The organism is Stenotrophomonas tumulicola (assembly GCF_014117215.1).
Taxonomy (GTDB): Bacteria; Pseudomonadota; Gammaproteobacteria; order Xanthomonadales; family Xanthomonadaceae; genus Stenotrophomonas; species Stenotrophomonas tumulicola.
Map to the genome: position 1 here is coordinate 43569 of NZ_JACGXS010000002.1, position 16673 is coordinate 60241.

Consider the following 16673-nt stretch of genomic DNA (forward strand, 5'->3'; position numbering starts at 1 on the left):
TGTGTGTCGATGACCCGATGGCGCTCGCCCCTGCATTGAAAACCTGGCTGCTCGTCGTGCCTGCCGTGGCATTGCTCGGCATGGCGGGCGTGCGCGTGGGCGATCACCTGCGGCATGCGAGCGGCACCGGTGATGTATCGGCGGACATGGGGCCTGCCAATGGCACGGATGCGTCGTCCACGGCGGCGGGCCTGCCTGCTGCACTGGCGCGACGGCTGGCCGCCGAATCGCCGCTCGACAGGGTGCCGTCCGGCCTGCCACTGGACATCCGTGCCGATATCGAGGGCGATACCGACCTGTTCGCCTATGCGCAGCGCCTGCGCTGGCAGGCCGATGCAGGCAACGTGGAAGCGCGCTGGATGCTGAGCCGTGTCTACGATTATTGCAGCCCGTACGCGAACGATCCGGGTGGTTACCAGTTGGACAACAACGTGCTGGCCGGGATGGGGCAGGGAGCATCGACGGCGATGGCATCCGCGCGGGAACGCGTGGCCACGCGCTGCGGTGGATTCGTGGCCAGCGATGGGCTTGGCTATCCGCTGGTTTTCCAGCAGCGCCTGCAGGCGGCGCAGGGCGGCAACCTGGCAGCGGAAGCATCGATGCTGGCCGATGGGCAGCCACTGCAGAGCGACGAAGACTACCGCCGCGGACTGGTACAGCGCGTGCGTGATTCACACGATCCCGAAGCCTACATGGCGCTGGCGCCGGCGATGGGGATACGTGCGTCGGGCGACCGCGCGATGGCCGACATGGTCGCCGGCGAAGCGCTGAGCGAACTGGCCTGGCGTGTGGCGGCGTGCGAGCTGGGCATGCCGTGCGGCGCCGACAGCGTGTTGATGAACAGCTTCTGCGCCAACGGCGGCATCTGCAGCGAGGATGCCGGCCAGGACTTCACCGATTTCGTATACGACGCTGCGGTATCGCGGCAGGGTGCTGAGAAAATGACCGAATGGGTCGAACGACTGATAGGAAAGAGGGAAGGACGATGAAGTACCGTCGAATCCTGCATGGGGCGAAATTCTGGTTCTGGGTCGCGCTGTTCGTCGCTTACTCGGCGGGAGCAGTCGGGCTGTTGATGATCGATACCCAGGAAGACCGTTACCGGCGCCTGTCCACGGTGGAACTGACCAAGGTGCAGTCCACGCCGGAGGTGCGTCGTGCCGGTGCCAGCCAGGTTGCGGCTGTGTATCGTGCGCAGAGCGGCATGCCGTTTGCTTCGTTGCCGGCTGGCAGCACGTTCCAGGTGGTATGGCCCGATGGCTCCACCGAAACCATGATGATCGTGGACCCGGCTTCGCCCAATGGCGTGCGCCCGGTACCCGGAAGCCAGATCCCGGCGCAAGGGGCCGACCGGCGCTGAGGCGTAGCGCGTAGCGCCGAGCCATGCTCGGCGGTTGCAAGGTCCAGACGCAGCAACGCCGAGCATGGCTCGGCGCTGCCCCCGGCTCAGGTCAGCGCGATCGACTTCGTCTTGCGCTCGTTCAGGCGTTTTTCCAGGTAGTGGATGTTCTGCCCGCCGGCCTGGAAGCCCTTGTCGCGCATGATGCGCTGCTGCAGGGCCACGTTGGTCTTGATGCCATCGACCACCATCTCGCTCAGTGCCACCCGCATGCGGGCGATGGCGGTCTCGCGGTCCGGGCCGTGCACGATCAGCTTGCCGATCATCGAATCGTAGTTCGACGGCACGCGGTAGCCGGCGTAGATATGCGTGTCCACGCGCACGCCGGGACCGCCGGGTGCATGGAACGCGGTGATCTGGCCCGGGCTCGGCACGAAGGTCTCCGAATCTTCCGCATTGATGCGGCACTCGATGGCGTGGCCGTTGAGCACGATGTCGCTCTGCTTGATCGACAGCTTCTGGCCAGCAGCGATCTTCAGCTGCTCCACCACCAGGTCGATGCCGGTGACCATCTCGGTGACCGGGTGCTCCACCTGGATGCGGGTGTTCATTTCGATGAAGTAGAAGCGGCCGTCCTCGTACAGGAACTCGAAGGTGCCAGCGCCGCGGTAGCCGATGCGGATGCAGGCTTCCACGCAGACCTTGCCGATCTTTTCGCGGTCTTCGGTGCTGATGCCCGGTGCGGGCGCCTCTTCCACCACTTTCTGGTGGCGGCGCTGCATGGAGCAGTCGCGCTCGCCGAGGTGGATGGCGTTGCCCTGGCCGTCGGCCAGTACCTGGATTTCCACGTGACGCGGATTCTCCAGGAACTTCTCCATGTAGACCTCGCCATTGCCGAACGCGGCCTTGGCCTCGCTCTTGGTGGTCTCGATGGAGGTTTTCAGCGACGCTTCGGCGTGGACCACGCGCATGCCGCGGCCACCGCCGCCGCCTGCCGCCTTGATGATGACCGGGTAGCCGATCTCACGCGCGATCTTGGTGTTGGCGACGATGTCATCGCCCAGCGGACCGCCCGAGCCCGGCACGCACGGCACGCCAGCGGCCTTCATCGCGCGGATCGCTTCCACCTTGTCGCCCATCAGGCGGATGGTGTCGGCTTTCGGGCCGATGAAGATGAAGCCGGATTCTTCGACGCGTTCGGCGAAGTTGGCGTTCTCGGACAGGAAGCCGTAGCCGGGATGGATGGCCTGCGCATCGGTGACCTCGGCCGCGGCGATCAGCGCGGGGATGTTGAGGTAGCTGTCCGACGAAGCGGCCGGGCCGATGCAGACCGACTCATCGGCCATGGCCACGTGCTTCAGGTTGCGGTCGACGGTGGAATGCACGGCCACCGTGCGGATGCCCAGGGTATGGCACGCGCGCAGGATGCGCAGCGCGATCTCCCCTCGGTTGGCGATGACGACTTTATCGAGCATGGTGTGCCCCTCAGCCGATCACGAACAGCGGCTGGTCGAACTCCACCGGCTGGCCGTTTTCGCCGAGGATGGCGACGATGGTGCCCGATGCATCGGCTTCGATCGGGTTGAACATCTTCATGGCCTCGATGATGGCCAGGGTCTCGCCTTCCTTGACCTGCTGGCCAATGCTGACGAAAGCCGGCTTGTCCGGGGACGAAGAGGCATAGAAGGTGCCGACCATCGGCGAGCGCAGCACGTGGCCTTCCGGCAGTGCGTTGCCCGGCTTGGCGGTGCCGCCGGTGGAGGCTTCGGTGGGCGACTGCATCGGCATCGCCGGGGCAGCGGCAGCGGCTGGCGCGGCGATCAGCTGCGGCGGCGCGACCATCTGCGCGAAGGTGCCGACCGGTGCGCGCGACAGGCGCACGGACTCTTCGCCTTCCTTGATCTCGATCTCGGCGAGGTTCGACTCTTCCAGCAGGTCGATCAGTTTCTTGATTTTGCGCAGATCCATGTGGGCCTCTTTGTTTTGATTATCTGGGTGAGGAAGGGCGCAGGCGCCCGTTCGAGAAGAATCAGGAAGCGGACAGGCGCTGCAGGGCAGCGTCCATCGCATAACGGTAGCTGTCGGCACCGAAGCCGCAGATGACGCCGACCGCCTTGTCGCTGAAATAGCTGTGCTGGCGGAACGGTTCGCGGGCGTGCGGGTTGGACAGGTGGATTTCGATGAATGGCACGTCCACGGCAGCCAGCGCATCGCGCAGGGCTACGGAGGTGTGCGTGAACGCCGCCGGGTTGATCAGGATGAATGCGGTGCCATCGGTGCGCGCGGCCTGCACGCGGTCCACCAGGGTGTGTTCGGCATTGGATTGCAGGCTCTCCGCGCTGTGCCCGGCCGCAGCGGCCTGCGCCTGCAGCGCCTGCTCGATCTGTGGCAGGGTGGTGTGCCCATAGACCCCCGGCTCGCGCGTGCCGAGCAGGTTGAGGTTGGGGCCATGCAGGACCAGCAGTTTCGCCATGGGGACCGAACGACAGGAAAGGGCGGCAGTCTGGCGGAAGCCGCAGTTGATGTCCAGTTCGGCGAAGTTAGTCGCGTTTCAAGCGATCGTTTGAAATGTGGGTGTGAGTCGTATCAGTCGCTTGCCGCATGCTTTCAATCCGCTTGCGCTGAATGAACATGCCTGTTTCTCCGTTACTTCAAAAAGGATTCCGTGCATGACATCTGCATCTCGTACCCGGCAGGCTGCCTGGCCGCCCGCAGCTCGCCATCATGGGAGGACGAGGGCGTGGGTAGGGGTGGCGCTGCTCGCTGCGATGTTGCCGATGACCAGCCATGCAGGCGCGCAATCCACGCCGCGGGCGGAGGTGGATTTCGATGACGCCACGCGCTTTTTCCAGGTGCTGGACGCCGCCGGGGGAAGGCCCGGCGCAGACGCATTGCAACGTGGCTATCTGGATCCCGGCAGCAGGGCGCTGGGTGACTTCACCGGGATGCGCATCGGGTCGATGGAACGGCTGGCCCAGGCCGTCGCCGGCAAGCCTGCCCTGTTCGACCGGGCGCGTGCCTGCGCCGCAGCCCTGCCGGAGATCCGCCACCGGGTAGTCGACGCACTGGGCAAGCTTGACGTCGTGCTGCCGACGGCACGCCATGCGCCGGTCACCGTGCTGGTTGGTCGCGGCAACACCGGTGGCGTCACCACCCCGGCAGGCGTGGTGATAGGGCTGGAAACACTGTGCAGCGCCGATTGGATGCAGCCCGACGTGACCGATCGGTTCGTGCACCTGATCGCGCACGAGTTCGTGCACGTGCAGCAACAGGGTGCGGCGGTGGAGGTGCCGGAGCCCACGCTGCTGTACCAGACGTTGCTGGAGGGTGGTGCCGAGTATGTGGGTGAGTTGATTTCCGGCCAGGTGGCCAACGCCCATCTGCAGGCATGGGCAGTGGGACGTGAGTGCACGCTGGAGAAGGAGTTTCTCGCCGACAGCGAGGGCACCGATCTTTCGCGCTGGCTCTACAACGGTCCCGGGGACGATGTGCGCCGGGGTGATCTTGGTTACTGGGTGGGCTATCGGATTGCCCGTGCCTACGTCCTCCGCGCCCCGGACAGGAACAGGGCGATTGCCGAACTGCTCGACGTGCGTCCGGAAACGGCCATGAAACTGTTCGATGCCAGCGGATGGACGCCAGCCTGCAGCCAGGCACCGGGGATGGGCTGAACAGCATCATCAGATGCCTGCAAACAGCCCACCGTCGACACGCAGGTTCACCCCGTTGACGTAGGCTGCCAGCGGACTGCAGAGGAAGGCCACGACGTTGGCAATCTCGGCGAGCGTGCCGACCCGGCCCACGGGGATGCTTCCAACCAGGGGAATGACGCGTTTCTCGATTTCCTGCCACGCAGCATCCCGCTCGATGTCGCCGCCTTGCGCGGCGATGTCGCGAAAACGGGCATCCAGCTTCTGGCTGTGGATCGTTCCCGGGGAAATGGCGTTCACCGTGACCCCCTCGGCGGCAACCGCCTTCGACATCGACGAGGTCATGGCGATCATCGCCGCCTTGCTGGCGGAATAGTCCGGATTGGTCGGCGGCGGCATGATGGCCGCAGCGCTGGCAATGTTCACGATCCTGCCCCAGCCGGCCTTGCGCATGTCCGGCAGGAGCAGCGTGCTGAAGCCCACGGCGGCCAGCAGATTCCGGTTCAGCGTGGACTCCCAGGTGTCGCGTCGGGTGTCGGCCCACTTCTCGGTATGCGGACTGGAACCTCCCGCATTGTTGACCAGGATATCGATCCTTCCGGCCTGCTGCCGGGCCGAAGCGACGATCCGCTCGACGTCGCTTTCGCGCGCGATGTCACCGGTAGCGACATGGGCACGCCCGCCTGCCTGCACAACCCGTTGCGCTGCTTCGTGCGCATCCTGCTGGCCACGGCCATGGATGACCACGGTCGCGCCCTCGCCGGCCAGCGACAGCGCGATGGCCTCGCCGATGCCCTTGCTGCTGCCTGTCACCAGGGCCACCTTTCCTGCAAGCTGGAGATCCATGGATTTTGTCCCGATAATTCACTGAAGGTCACTTTGGAGGTGGGCGATGGCGGCTACAAGTACGCACCTGGAGGTGCCCACCGATGGCCTCGACCGCAGTGCATGCCTTGGCCCGGACGGATCGTCCGAACTGGTCAGCGGGGTGATCGGCATGATCGACGGTCGCTGGAAGCTGGCCATTCTTTTCCGGCTGTTCGAGCGTCCCTCATGGCGGACCCTTGAGCTGAAGCGCGACCTGGCGGGGATATCCCAGAAGGTGCTGACGCAGCAACTGCGTGAACTTGAAGCGGACCGGCTCATTGACCGGTTCGACCTGGGCGACAAGCTGCCGCATGTTGAATACCGCCTTTCCCGCGCCGGCGCGGAGCTGCTCCCCGTGCTGCGATCGATGCGGATTTTTGCCGCCCTCCATCAAGGGAACTCCATCGCATGACCAGAATGAAACCTGCATGTTCCCTGCTGCTTGCACTGTCTGCGACGTCACTGGCCGCATGCGCCGCTGATCCCCGGCCCATCGCTGCCGACACCACATATCGGGATGTCACGGCAACCCACGTGCCCAAGGATCCGGACCTGCATGCACTCGATGCGGTCATGATCGACGCCGATGGCGACGGTGACCTCGATGTGGTGGTGGCCATCGAGAACGGACCCAACCGGCTGTACGTGAACGATGGCACAGGACGACTGACCTACCACCAGGGTGCCTTCGGAACCCGACCAGGTGACAACGAACATGTCCGCGCTGCGGACTTCGATGGCGACGGCAACATGGATGTGGTCTTCGTTGCCGAAGACGACGAACAGCACAACCTGTTCCTGGGGGATGGCAAGGGGGGCTTCGTGCGTGCCAGCGATCGCCTGCCGGCCACCAGCCAGGGCAATGCCGTGGCGGTCGGCGACATCAACGGAGATGGCCTGCCCGACATCGTCGTGGGCAACACCACCGAGGGAAGCGACCAGCCGGCACAGACCTTCCTGTGGCTCAACGACAGCCAGCGGCCGGGGCATTTCATCGATGCTACCGCCACCCACCTGCCCAAGGTGGACATACAGGGGCAGGGCCTTGTGCTGGCCGACCTGGACAGCGATGGCGACCTCGATATCGTGGTCGCCAGCCAGCAGCCGCCCAACCGGATGTTCCTCAACAATGGCGACGGCCGTTTCGTCGATGCCACCGGACGCCTGGGCCCGCAGGTGCCGATGGAGACCCGTGAGGTGCACGCGGTCGATGCCAACGGCGATGGCCACCTGGACCTGGTGTTCTTCAACCTCACCAGCAACAACGGTGCGTGGGACAAGGACCCGCAGACCCGTCTTTTCATCAACGATGGGAATGCGCGCTTCACCGACGAAACCGGCAGCCGGCTGCCGCCCCACCGCTTTTCCAGCTGGGGTGGAACGGTGGTCGACTTCAACCTGGATGGACATCCGGACCTGGTCGTCAGTGCCATAGAGGTACCCGGCTTCGTTCCCCAGCAACTGCGCGCCTGGCAGAACGATGGCAAGGGCATCTTCAGCGACGTGACCTCCACGGTTGTTCCGTCAACCACGGTTGGGCGCAGCTGGAGCATCGCCCAGGGCGATCTGGACGGCGACGGCAGGCCGGATCTGTTCATTGGCGGATGGCAGTCACAGGCCCGCCTGTTGCTGACCGGAAGCGAAGGCCACGGGACTGGACGATGAATCGGCTGTCCATCCAGGCGCGCCGCGTGGCCTTCAGGGCACTGCATGGAAGCGGCTGCTTCGTGCTGCCCAACCCCTGGGATGCCGGTGGTGCGAAGCTGCTGGCGAGACTTGGATTCAAGGCATTGGCAAGCACCAGTTCGGGGTATGCATGGTCGTGCGGCAGGCCCGACGGAGCGATGAGCCGGGAGCAGGTGCTCGCCCACATCCGCATGCTGGTGGAAGCCACTGATTTACCGGTCAATGCTGATTTCGAAAGCGGCTTTGGCGATGATGTCGCCGAGGTGCACGAAAGCGTGCTGATGGCCGTCGATACCGGCGCGGCAGGTATCTCGATCGAGGACGCGACAGGCGACCCGTCGCAGCCCCTGCGCAGCATGGAGGACAGCGTGGCCCGGCTGCAGGCCGCACGCGCGGCCATCGATGCCAGTGGCACCGGGACGCTGTTGATCGGTCGTGCAGAGAACTTCTTTGCCGGCCGTCCGGACCTGGACGATACGGTGATGCGGATACGGGCCTATGCGCAGGCCGGCGCGGACTGCCTGTACGCACCGGGCATCAGGACCGAGGCGCAGGTCAGGGCGGTGGTGGAGGCGGCGGCGGGCAAGCCGGTCAACCTGCTGATCGGAGCAGCCACCGACATGACCGTCGAAGACGCCGCTCGCCTGGGCGTGCGCCGCATCAGTGTCGGTGGCGCGCTTGCACGGTCGGCGTGGTCGGGTTTCATGGAGGCCTCGAAGGCCATCATCGAGCACGGGAGCTTCGCTGCGTTGGCAGCGTCGCCTACGGGAGCGGAGTTGAACGGGTTGTTCGGCGACCCGCCATTGGGCTGACCAGGTCCGGAATCGAGCCGGCGTCCGTCAATGTCCCGGAATGGGCCACAGGCCGTATGCTCGGTGCCATCATGCCCACGGACGACACGATGGCCAGGATCTCCCTTCATGCCCGCTTCGAGCGTATCTGGTGGCCCTTGGCACGACTGTGTGCCTGCCTGGGCCTGGTGGTGGCGCTGTCACCCATCGGGTGGGCCGCACCGGCTGCCGTGCCGGCAACGTTCGTGCCGCCGCCTGCCGATCCCGCGCGGCTGGATGCATCGCTGGCAAAGCTGGCCCAGGCGGTGCTTGCCGACGCTTCGCCCGGCGCTGCAGCGCTGACCCAGGCACAGCGCAGCCAGGCGCTGATCGTGGCCGGGCAGCATGCGGACGCGGCCGTGGCGGTGGAAGCGCTGATGGCTTCGTTTGTCGCGCAGGACGATCCGGGCCGCGCGCAGCGCTGGGTTCCTTACCTGCTGCTGGCCCAGGCGCAGGCATCTGCACGCGGCGATGTCGGTTCCGCATACGCCGCCGCGTTCCGCAGGCGCTTCGCATTGCTGGACGACCTTGCCGCGTTGCAGACCCACTACTGGTTCGTCGCCAACGTGGACGCCGCGACGCAGCAGCTTGCGCAGGCTGTTGCGCAGCACGCGCCGGACAAGGTGCTCCCGCGTGAGGTCGCGCTCGACCTGCTGCGGCAGGCGGCGTTCGTGCAAACCTTCCGCGTGGCGGTGGCGCTGGCGCCGTCCTTGATCAGCGAAGACCAGGACCGACGCTTCACCGTGGATGACCAGGTCATGATCCCTGGCGCGGACGGGGTGATGCTGTCAGCGCATCTGGCGCGGCGCCGGGGCGTGGATGCTCCACTGCCTGCGGCAATGCAGCTCACCATCTACACGGACCCGGCGCGGAACCGCAGCGACGCCTTGCTGGCAGCGGCGCACGGTTATGCCGGCGTGGTGGTGGATGCGCGTGGCAAACGCCTGGGTACCGGCGAGGCGGCACCGTATGAAACGGAAGGCAGGGATGCCCATGCCGCCATTGACTGGATCAGCCGGCAGCCATGGAACGATGGAAGGGTGGTGATGTACGGCGGCAGCTACCTGGGTTTTGCAGCATGGGCCGCAGCGAAGTATCGCCATCCCGCCCTGAAGGCCATCGCCGCGTATGTGGCGGCGATTCCAGGCCTGGGCCTGCCGATGGAGAACAACGTCTTCCTGACCGCCAACTACGCCTGGCCGTTCTACGTGGCCAACAACAGGCTGCTGGACGACGACACGTACAACCAGCGCGGGCGGTGGTCTGCGCTGGCGGAGAAGTGGTATGCATCTGGCCAGCCCTACCGCCAGATCGACCAGGTCGATGGCACGCCGAACCCGTGGTTGCAGCGCTGGCTTTCGCACCCCGCGTATGACGCGTACTGGCAGGCGATGGTGCCGTATGGCGATGACTTCGCTGGCATCGACATCCCGGTGCTGTCCGTGACCGGCTACTACGATGACGGACAGATTTCTGCCCTGCAGTACTTCAAGGAGCACTACCGGCATCGGCCGGATGCCGACCACACGTTGTTGATCGGACCATACGACCATTTCGGCGCGCAGTCCCCGGTCAAGGCCATGCAGTTGCGTGGCTATGACGTGGACAAGGCGGCGCAGTTCGATACCCAGGCGCTGACGTTCGAATGGTTCGACCACGTGTTGAAGGGGGCACCGCGACCGGCGCTGCTGGCCGGCAGGGTCAACTACCAGCTGATGGGGGCTGATCGCTGGGGACATGAGGAATCGCTCGCCGCCGCTGCCGGGGCCTACCCGTCCTTCCATCTTTCAACCGGTTCCGAAGGCCCGTACCACCGCTTGAGCCGCACCGCGCCTGCGCAGGGTGGATTCCTCAGCCAGGTGGTGGATTTTTCGGACCGCGGCACCGAGCGGCACGGCTACTACCCCGACCCGATCCTCCGCGACACATTGGAAACCGGCGACGCCCTGGCTTTCGCCAGCGAGGTATTCGAGCAGCCGGTCGATGTGGTGGGCACGTTCTCCGGCGAACTGAAAGTGCGCATCAACAAGCGCGACGTGGACCTCACCGTAACCCTGTATGAGCAGATGCAGGATGGAAGGGTGATGCAGCTGTCATATTTCATGGGGCGTGCCAGCCATGCGCGCGACATGACCACGCGTGCGCTGCTGCAGCCTGGCCGCTGGACCGTGCTGCCTTTCGAGCGCACGCGGATGACCGCCCGCCGGCTGAGCGCGGGCAGCCGCCTGTTGCTGGTGGTGGACGTGCTCAAGGATGCCAACCACCAGGTCAACCATGGTACCGGCCGGGATGTCAGCGACGAGTCCGTGGCCGATGCCGGAACGCCGTTGCGGATCGACTGGCACACCGACAGCGTGGTGCGCATTCCGCTGCAGGCCGCGCGGTAGGGACCACGCCCCCGTCCGGGGGAGCGCGGTCAACGATCATCAGCCAGGCACAGCCGGAATCCGGCGTGACGCCGCCATGATCCGCGCGGCATCCTGCGCCGGTGGCAGCCCGAATGCCCGCGAATACTCGCGGCTGAACTGGGTAGGACTTTCATAGCCCACGTCGAGCGCCGTCGCCGTCACCGATTTTCCGGATGCTGTCAGCAGCTGCCGTGCCTGCAACAGCCGCAGCTGCTTCTGGAACTGCAGCGGGCTGAGCGCAGTGGCGGACTTGAAGTGGCGATGGAACGCGGATTCGCTCATCGCGGCATGCTCTGCCAGCACCGCCACGCGCAACGGCCGTGCGTAGTCGCGGCGGATGCGCAGGATGGCGTTGTTGATGCGCGCCAGCATCGAATCCGGCAGGGCGATCTGCCGCAGCAGGTGGCCCTGCGGACCCTGCAGTACCCGGTACAGGATCTCGCGCTCATAGGCGCCTGCCAGTGCAGGAATGTCGGCCGGCTGCTGCATCAGCCGCAACATGCGCACCCAGGCATCCAGCAGCTCCGGGGTCACCGCCGCCACGTCGAAGGCACGCGCGGAAGGCTGGGGTTGCGCCGTGGCGGGGGCCTGGTATTCGGCAAGGTCACCGAGCAGGCCGCCGATGATCACCGGGTCCAAGGTGAGGCTCACGGCAAGATACGGCTCACCGGTGCTGGCCGGGTACACCGCACCCACGGCAGGCAGGTCCACGGACATCACGAAGTAGGTGGCGGGGTCGTACCGCAGCGTCTGCGAACCTACGGTCATCGTTTTCCCGCCCTGCAGGATCAGGTTGACCATCGGCTCGTAGACGGCGGCCAGCGCATGCTCGGGAATCTCGCCCTGGACCATGGCCACGCGTGGGATGCCGGTATCGGTGCGGCGGTTCTGGGCACCTGCCGCCAAGCGGCGCAGTTCGTCCAATGCAGTGTTCATGGGCCCCATGGAACACCGTGCAGCCGGCGCTGGCAATGGCTGGAGCAGGAACAGGCAGGAATCCGGGAGGATCCGGAAGGTGCAGGTGGACATGCCTGCGTAGCCTTGGCTCACCCCATCACGCAAAGGAAAACGCCCATGAAGTCCGTCCTCATCACCGGCGGCAGCCGCGGTATCGGCGCCAGCGCCGCGCTGCAATGTGCACGGCGCGGCATGGCCGTGGTACTGACCTACAACGAACGCGCCGACGCAGCGCAGGCCGTGATGCAGCGCATCGAGGCCGAGGGCGGGCATGCGGCAGTGTTGAAGCTGGATGTCGCCGACAGCAATGGCTTCATCCCCTTCGTCGGGAAGCTGCGCGAGATCCTGCAGGAGCGCTGGCAACACGGCACGCTGGATGGCCTGGTCAACAACGCAGGCTTCGGTCTGTTCAACCCGATCGAAACCGTTACCGAAGAACAGTTCGATGGCTTGTTCAACGTGCACCTGAAAGGACCGTTCTTCCTGACCCAGGCCCTGCTGCCGCTACTCGCCGATGGTGCATCGATAGTCAACCTGACCAGCGCCACCACCCGCGTCGCCACCGCTGGCGTGGCTCCCTATGCGGCTTTCAAAGGCGGGCTGGAGGTGCTGACGCGTTACATGGCGAAGGAGTTCGGTCCACGCCGCATCCGTGTCAACGCGGTCTCGCCGGGTGCCATCCGCACCGGACTGGGCGGCGGGCTGGACGAGGAGTTCGAGGCGCTGCTTGCCGCGCAGACGGCACTGGGACGCATCGGCGAAGCGGATGATGTCGGCCAGGTGATTGCGGGATTGCTGTCCGCGGACCAAGGTTGGGTCAACGCGCAGTCCATCGAAGTATCCGGCGGCTACCAGGTCTGATCCCAGGCTTCACAAGGAGATTCCCATGCTCGACCACGTTTTCCTGTCCGTCACCGATACCGCGCGCTCGGTCGCGTTCTACACCGCCGCGCTGGCACCGCTGGGCATCACTGATCGCCTGGACTATCACGGTCGTCAAGGGCCGCCCGGCCACCCGGACCTGAAGGGCTTCGGCTGCAAGGGGCGGGTGTTCTTCTGGTTGCGTCCTGGCGTAGTGGAAGGCGCCGCCGCGCACGTGGGCTTCATGGCTTCCAGCCATGCTGAAGTGGATGCAGCCTATGCCGCGGCGATGGGTGCAGGCGCCACCGACAATGGCGCCCCCGGCGCACGCCTGCATTACGATCCGCGTTATTACGCCGCCAACGTACTCGACCCGGATGGCTACAGCCTGGAGTTCGTGCACAAGCCGTGGCAGCACCCGCAGCCATGAAGACACTGCTCATCTACGGCGCTGTCGGCTATACCGGGCGGATGGCCGCGGCGCGCGCGAAGCAGGTTGGCCTGGAGGCCGTGCTCGCTGGCCGCGAAGCGGGGCCCCTGGTCGCGCTGGCGCGGGACCTGCAGCTTGAGTATCGCGTATTCGCGCTGGATGAGGCGGATGTCGTGGAGCGTGGGTTGGCGGATATCGACGTGCTGCTCAACTGTGCCGGTCCCTTTGTCCACAGTGCCGCCGCGCTGATGTCGGCCTGCCTGCGCACCGGCACGCACTATCTGGACATCGCCGCGGAGCTGGACAGTTATCAGCTCGCAGGGAAATGGCATCGGCAGGCACTTGATGCAGGTGTGATGCTGTTGCCGGGCAGCGGTGGCAGCGTGGCGATGCTGGGCAGCCTGGCGGCGCACGCGATCGCGCGGGCTCCCATGGCCGCGTCACTGCGGATCGCCCTGCACGTTTCCGGCGGCATGTCGCGCGGTTCGGCGGTGAGTGCCAGCCAGAACCTGGTCGCCGAATGCCTCATGCTGCACCACGGCGTGCTGACCCCGCGCGATCCGTCGCAGTTGCGGGACTTTGATTTTGGCGGTTACCGGGCGAGCTGCTTCCCGATAACCCTGCCAGACCTGCTCACCATCGCGCAGCAGAGCGGGTTGGCCGATATCGAGACCTACGTGCATGTTTCAGGATCGGCCTTCCCGGAGGGTGACCTTGCCGCGTTGCCTGATGGGCCTACGGTCGCCGAACGCGGGGCCAACCGTTACCAGGCATCGGTGGAAGTCATCGACACCGAGGGAGTGGTAACCCGAGCGGTGCTGGATACGGTCAATGGCTATTCCTTCACCCCGCTGGCCGCCGTGGAAGCAGCGCGCAGGGTGCTCGCCGGTGAGTATCAAGCGGGGTTCCAGACACCGGTTGGCCTGTTCGGCAGCGGCTTTGCGGAAACCATTGCCGATACGCGGATCAGTGACCTGGCTTGAGCGGGGATTCGGCCTGCACCGGCTCGCCGTGGAAAGACGTGCGGCCGAACCAAAGCGATACGTGGACCAGCACGGTGAGGACGGGTACGCCGTGCGATACGCAGGCGCCTGGGCCTTCGGTGGCATGAGGGTAGCGCCGAGCCATGCTCGGCGGCTCTCCGTTGGCGGCCATGGATGAATCCCGCCGAGCATGGCTCGGCGCTACCGTTTTTCTTTCTTTTCATGCCTGGCGTGACGCGAACGCCGCCACGGCTACTGCCACGGCAAGCTCGAAGTTGTTGCCCGCCGCAGTGAAGGCGATGGCCACTCAGCGCCTCGGCCGCACCGATACATGGGCATGGTCCGGTACATGCCAGCGCCACGGAAAATCCGTCGCGCGGCTGATGCCGATGCGCGGCCCGATGACGGGAGAGGAAGGGGGCCGCGTGCCGTCGTCCACGATGCTGACCCCGCGGTCGGTGCTGACCAGGTCCGCGCCATCAAGATCGCGGGTGATGCCGAATGCCTGCGACAGTTTTCCCGGCCCGCTCGCCAGGTCGCGGTCACGCCTGGCCTTGGGCCGGGCAAGCCGCATCGCCTCCAGGCCGTGCAAGGGCTCGGCGGCACGCAGCAGCACACCGACGCCTTCGCCCACTTCACCGCACACCGCATTGCTGCCCCAGTGCATGCCGTAAGTGAAGTAGACATACAGGTGCCCGGGCTCGCCGAACATGGTGGCATTGCGCGCGGTCATGCCACGGTACGAGTGCGCTGCGGGATCTTCGCTGCCAGCGTACGCCTCGACCTCGATGATGCGTGCCGCGCGGCCATCGTCGCGCAGCAGGATCTTGTTCAGCAGGTCCGGTGCTACCAGTGCAGGATGACGGCGATAGAAATCCCGTGGCAACACCATCCACGGTGCGCGGGGTGACTGCGGCATGTTCCACATCTCCAGGCTTTGCGCATAGCGTGCACGGGAACCGGTATCGGCCAGGTCAACGCGCCGTTCCTGCACGCGTGGCGACCGCAGGCCCGCATGCCGACGTTGGCGACGCCGCGGGGGCGTCGGTGTCGCCAACGACATGGCCCGCTGCCCGCCGGCGTTGCTGATTCAAGACATTGACTGGGTGATCAAGCGACATCCTGACGCAATCGACTGAGCTGCGTTCGCGCCCGCGTTGGCGCTTCGGCTGCCATGCAACGTTAAGCCTCCGTCAGAGAAGGAGCGTTGCATGGGCACGGTCTTGTCATTCGCTGGTTCGCCGCTTTCGTGCAGTGCGCTGTTGGCTGCCTGCGTTGCCATCAGCCAGCCATTGCCCGCGTTGGCCGATACCACCGCTGGAATCACCGGCGACTGGGGCGGACGCCGCAGCGCCTGGGCCGACAAGGGCGTGGACCTCGATCTGGGCTACACCGTTGAAGCGGCACGCAACCTGTCCGGTGGCACGCGCCGCAGCGATGCGCATGCAGGGCAACTGTCCGCAGCAGGGCGTTTCGACCTGGACCGCGCGTGGGGCTGGGAAGGGATGCGCGCGCAGGTCTCGTTGAGCCTGCGCGATGGCGACAACCTGGCCGATCGCACGGGCCTGGGCACGCTGATGCAGAACCAGGAAGTCTACGGACGTGGCCACATCGTGCGGCTCGGCAATCTGTGGCTGGGCAGGCGCTCGCATGACGGTCGTTTCGACGTGAAGCTGGGCCGTCTGGCGGTGGGCGATGACTTCAATGGGCTGGACTGCGTGGCGATGAACCTCGCATTCTGCGGCAGCCAGCCGGCGGTGTTTGCCGGCGACTACTGGTTCAATTCGCCACTCAGCCAATGGGGTGGGGTGTTCGAGTATCGCCCGGTGCCAGTGGTTTACCTGCGCGCAGGTGCCTACCAGGTAAACCCGCGTTATGCCGACACGCGCGGCGGCGGCCTGCGGCTTGCGCCATCCGGCACGGTGGGAACATTGACCCCGCTGGAATTGGGCTGGGAGCCGTCGTTTGCTGGCCTGCATGGGCATTACGCATTGGGTGGCTGGTACAGCAGTGCGCCCCGTGCCGATGCCGTGCAGCCGCTGCAGGATATCGGTACGGGCATGACCGCGTTGATGCGCACGGGTGCTTACGGTGGCTGGGCCAGTGCACAGCAGCAGTTGACCGCCGGCAGTGGCGACAGCGTGCGTTCCGGCCTGCGCGGACAGTTGGCGATGGCGATGGGCGACCGTCGCACCGGCAGCGTGCAGCAGATGCTCAACCTGCAGTTGATCTATACCGGGCCGACCGTGGCACGGCCGCAGGACCGGGTCGGTATCGGCGTGGCCACCACGCGCCTCAATCCGCGTGCCGCCCGTTTCGCGCAGGCGCGTGATGGTGGCCAGCGTGCGCAGGCAGAACATGTGGCTGAAGTGTTCTATGGGTGGAAGCCGGTGCCCGGGCTGGATGTACAGCCCGGCGTGCAGTATGTACGCCATCCGGGAGGCTTCCCCGCACACGGGGACGCGGTGGTGATGGGGGTGAAGGCGGACGTCCGTTTCTGATCGCCGCGGGGGGATGGCGGGGTCTCGGTACTGACGGGCCATGCCCGTCACGGAGCGTAGGCAGGAAAAACCGCGCTACGACCACCGTCGCCATCTACCCGAGCCAAAAATGCAGTTTTCCTGATGTACCCGCATGGCGGAATTGCACACGATGTCCTCGC

Annotated in this window: 17 protein-coding genes; 11 read left to right on the plus strand and 6 right to left on the minus strand. The window is 65.8% G+C overall.

Annotation, left to right across the window (positions count from 1 at the left end):
- The first annotated feature begins 17 nt into the window (after window positions 1–17).
- Window positions 18–989, plus strand: a complete 972-nt coding sequence (locus H4O11_RS05810; protein ID WP_182338464.1) for a hypothetical protein — start codon at window positions 18–20, stop codon at window positions 987–989.
- Window positions 986–1360, plus strand: a complete 375-nt coding sequence (locus H4O11_RS05815; RefSeq protein WP_182338465.1) for a hypothetical protein — start codon at window positions 986–988, stop codon at window positions 1358–1360. The genes H4O11_RS05810 and H4O11_RS05815 overlap by 4 nt, the downstream gene beginning before the upstream one ends.
- Before the next feature lie 86 nt (window positions 1361–1446).
- On the opposite strand, the gene accC is transcribed toward H4O11_RS05815, so the two are convergent.
- The 3 genes from accC to aroQ all read right to left on the minus strand — a co-directional run bounded on the left by accC (window position 1447) and on the right by aroQ (window position 3812).
- Window positions 1447–2814: an acetyl-CoA carboxylase biotin carboxylase subunit gene (accC, locus tag H4O11_RS05820; RefSeq protein ID WP_182338466.1), complete on the minus strand. Its 1368-nt coding sequence runs from the start codon at window positions 2812–2814 to the stop codon at window positions 1447–1449.
- A 10-nt stretch (window positions 2815–2824) separates the two neighbouring features.
- Window positions 2825–3307 carry an acetyl-CoA carboxylase biotin carboxyl carrier protein gene (gene accB, locus H4O11_RS05825; RefSeq protein WP_182338467.1) on the minus strand — a complete coding sequence of 161 codons (483 nt, stop codon included), beginning with the start codon at window positions 3305–3307 and terminating at the stop codon, window positions 2825–2827.
- A gap of 61 nt (window positions 3308–3368) precedes the next feature.
- Window positions 3369–3812: a type II 3-dehydroquinate dehydratase gene (gene aroQ, locus H4O11_RS05830; RefSeq protein ID WP_182338468.1), complete on the minus strand. Its 444-nt coding sequence runs from the start codon at window positions 3810–3812 to the stop codon at window positions 3369–3371.
- Window positions 3813–4116: 304 nt separating this feature from the next.
- Here aroQ and H4O11_RS05835 point away from each other — a divergent pair, with 304 nt between their 5' ends.
- Complete coding sequence (locus H4O11_RS05835) at window positions 4117–5010, plus strand: DUF2268 domain-containing putative Zn-dependent protease (protein ID WP_246333315.1); 894 nt, start codon at window positions 4117–4119, stop codon at window positions 5008–5010.
- 9 nt (window positions 5011–5019) lie between these two features.
- Here the strand turns inward: H4O11_RS05835 and H4O11_RS05840 are convergent, their stop codons facing one another.
- On the minus strand, window positions 5020–5835 hold the full coding sequence (locus H4O11_RS05840; protein WP_182338469.1) for an SDR family NAD(P)-dependent oxidoreductase: 816 nt from the start codon (window positions 5833–5835) through the stop codon (window positions 5020–5022).
- Between the two features lie 73 nt (window positions 5836–5908).
- Between H4O11_RS05840 and H4O11_RS05845 the strand changes: the two genes are divergently transcribed.
- From H4O11_RS05845 to H4O11_RS05860, 4 genes are all read left to right on the plus strand, one after another.
- Entirely contained in the window at window positions 5909–6268 is a 360-nt protein-coding gene (locus H4O11_RS05845; RefSeq protein WP_220466627.1) for a winged helix-turn-helix transcriptional regulator, read from the plus strand.
- A gap of 122 nt (window positions 6269–6390) precedes the next feature.
- The gene (locus tag H4O11_RS05850) at window positions 6391–7521 is read left to right on the plus strand and encodes an FG-GAP repeat domain-containing protein (RefSeq protein WP_220466628.1); all 1131 of its coding nucleotides are present in this window, start codon (window positions 6391–6393) and stop codon (window positions 7519–7521) included.
- Window positions 7518–8354: an isocitrate lyase/PEP mutase family protein gene (locus tag H4O11_RS05855; protein WP_182338472.1), complete on the plus strand. Its 837-nt coding sequence runs from the start codon at window positions 7518–7520 to the stop codon at window positions 8352–8354. Before H4O11_RS05850 ends, H4O11_RS05855 begins: the two co-directional genes overlap by 4 nt.
- 89 nt (window positions 8355–8443) lie before the next feature.
- Complete coding sequence (locus tag H4O11_RS05860) at window positions 8444–10759, plus strand: CocE/NonD family hydrolase (protein WP_182338473.1); 2316 nt, start codon at window positions 8444–8446, stop codon at window positions 10757–10759.
- 39 nt (window positions 10760–10798) lie between these two features.
- Here the strand turns inward: H4O11_RS05860 and H4O11_RS05865 are convergent, their stop codons facing one another.
- Window positions 10799–11716: an AraC family transcriptional regulator N-terminal domain-containing protein gene (locus H4O11_RS05865; protein ID WP_182338474.1), complete on the minus strand. Its 918-nt coding sequence runs from the start codon at window positions 11714–11716 to the stop codon at window positions 10799–10801.
- Window positions 11717–11854: 138 nt separating this feature from the next.
- Here H4O11_RS05865 and H4O11_RS05870 point away from each other — a divergent pair, with 138 nt between their 5' ends.
- Genes H4O11_RS05870 through H4O11_RS05880 form a run of 3 tightly spaced genes read left to right on the plus strand, consistent with a single transcriptional unit; the run spans window position 11855 to window position 14011 of the window.
- Window positions 11855–12598: an SDR family NAD(P)-dependent oxidoreductase gene (locus H4O11_RS05870; protein ID WP_182338475.1), complete on the plus strand. Its 744-nt coding sequence runs from the start codon at window positions 11855–11857 to the stop codon at window positions 12596–12598.
- 25 nt (window positions 12599–12623) lie between these two features.
- On the plus strand, window positions 12624–13028 hold the full coding sequence (locus H4O11_RS05875) for a VOC family protein (RefSeq protein ID WP_182338476.1): 405 nt from the start codon (window positions 12624–12626) through the stop codon (window positions 13026–13028).
- Window positions 13025–14011 (plus strand): saccharopine dehydrogenase NADP-binding domain-containing protein, encoded by a 987-nt coding sequence (locus tag H4O11_RS05880; RefSeq protein ID WP_182338477.1) that lies wholly within the window; start codon window positions 13025–13027, stop codon window positions 14009–14011. The genes H4O11_RS05875 and H4O11_RS05880 overlap by 4 nt, the downstream gene beginning before the upstream one ends.
- A gap of 307 nt (window positions 14012–14318) precedes the next feature.
- Here H4O11_RS05880 and H4O11_RS05885 read toward each other — a convergent pair whose 3' ends face one another.
- A complete protein-coding gene (locus H4O11_RS05885; RefSeq protein ID WP_246333317.1) occupies window positions 14319–14930 on the minus strand; it encodes a DNA-3-methyladenine glycosylase in 612 nt (203 codons plus the stop codon).
- A gap of 292 nt (window positions 14931–15222) precedes the next feature.
- Here H4O11_RS05885 and H4O11_RS05890 point away from each other — a divergent pair, with 292 nt between their 5' ends.
- Window positions 15223–16512, plus strand: coding sequence for a carbohydrate porin (locus tag H4O11_RS05890; protein WP_182338478.1), 1290 nt, complete (start codon window positions 15223–15225; stop codon window positions 16510–16512).
- The last annotated feature ends 161 nt before the right edge of the window (window positions 16513–16673 follow it).

Excerpts from the sequence above, each read along its gene's own strand:
- H4O11_RS05810 (WP_182338464.1), top strand. The coding sequence starts at position 18 with ATGGCGCTCGCCCCTGCATTGAAAACCTGGCTGCTCGTCGTGCCTGCC.
- H4O11_RS05815 (WP_182338465.1), top strand. The coding sequence starts at position 986 with ATGAAGTACCGTCGAATCCTGCATGGGGCGAAATTCTGGTTCTGGGTC.
- accC (WP_182338466.1), bottom strand. The coding sequence starts at position 2,814 with ATGCTCGATAAAGTCGTCATCGCCAACCGAGGGGAGATCGCGCTGCGC.
- accB (WP_182338467.1), bottom strand. The coding sequence starts at position 3,307 with ATGGATCTGCGCAAAATCAAGAAACTGATCGACCTGCTGGAAGAGTCG.
- aroQ (WP_182338468.1), bottom strand. The coding sequence starts at position 3,812 with ATGGCGAAACTGCTGGTCCTGCATGGCCCCAACCTCAACCTGCTCGGC.
- H4O11_RS05835 (WP_246333315.1), top strand. The coding sequence starts at position 4,117 with ATGACCAGCCATGCAGGCGCGCAATCCACGCCGCGGGCGGAGGTGGAT.
- H4O11_RS05840 (WP_182338469.1), bottom strand. The coding sequence starts at position 5,835 with ATGGATCTCCAGCTTGCAGGAAAGGTGGCCCTGGTGACAGGCAGCAGC.
- H4O11_RS05855 (WP_182338472.1), top strand. The coding sequence starts at position 7,518 with ATGAATCGGCTGTCCATCCAGGCGCGCCGCGTGGCCTTCAGGGCACTG.
- H4O11_RS05860 (WP_182338473.1), top strand. The coding sequence starts at position 8,444 with ATGGCCAGGATCTCCCTTCATGCCCGCTTCGAGCGTATCTGGTGGCCC.
- H4O11_RS05865 (WP_182338474.1), bottom strand. The coding sequence starts at position 11,716 with ATGAACACTGCATTGGACGAACTGCGCCGCTTGGCGGCAGGTGCCCAG.
- H4O11_RS05870 (WP_182338475.1), top strand. The coding sequence starts at position 11,855 with ATGAAGTCCGTCCTCATCACCGGCGGCAGCCGCGGTATCGGCGCCAGC.
- H4O11_RS05875 (WP_182338476.1), top strand. The coding sequence starts at position 12,624 with ATGCTCGACCACGTTTTCCTGTCCGTCACCGATACCGCGCGCTCGGTC.
- H4O11_RS05880 (WP_182338477.1), top strand. The coding sequence starts at position 13,025 with ATGAAGACACTGCTCATCTACGGCGCTGTCGGCTATACCGGGCGGATG.
- H4O11_RS05885 (WP_246333317.1), bottom strand. The coding sequence starts at position 14,930 with ATGCCGCAGTCACCCCGCGCACCGTGGATGGTGTTGCCACGGGATTTC.
- H4O11_RS05890 (WP_182338478.1), top strand. The coding sequence starts at position 15,223 with ATGGGCACGGTCTTGTCATTCGCTGGTTCGCCGCTTTCGTGCAGTGCG.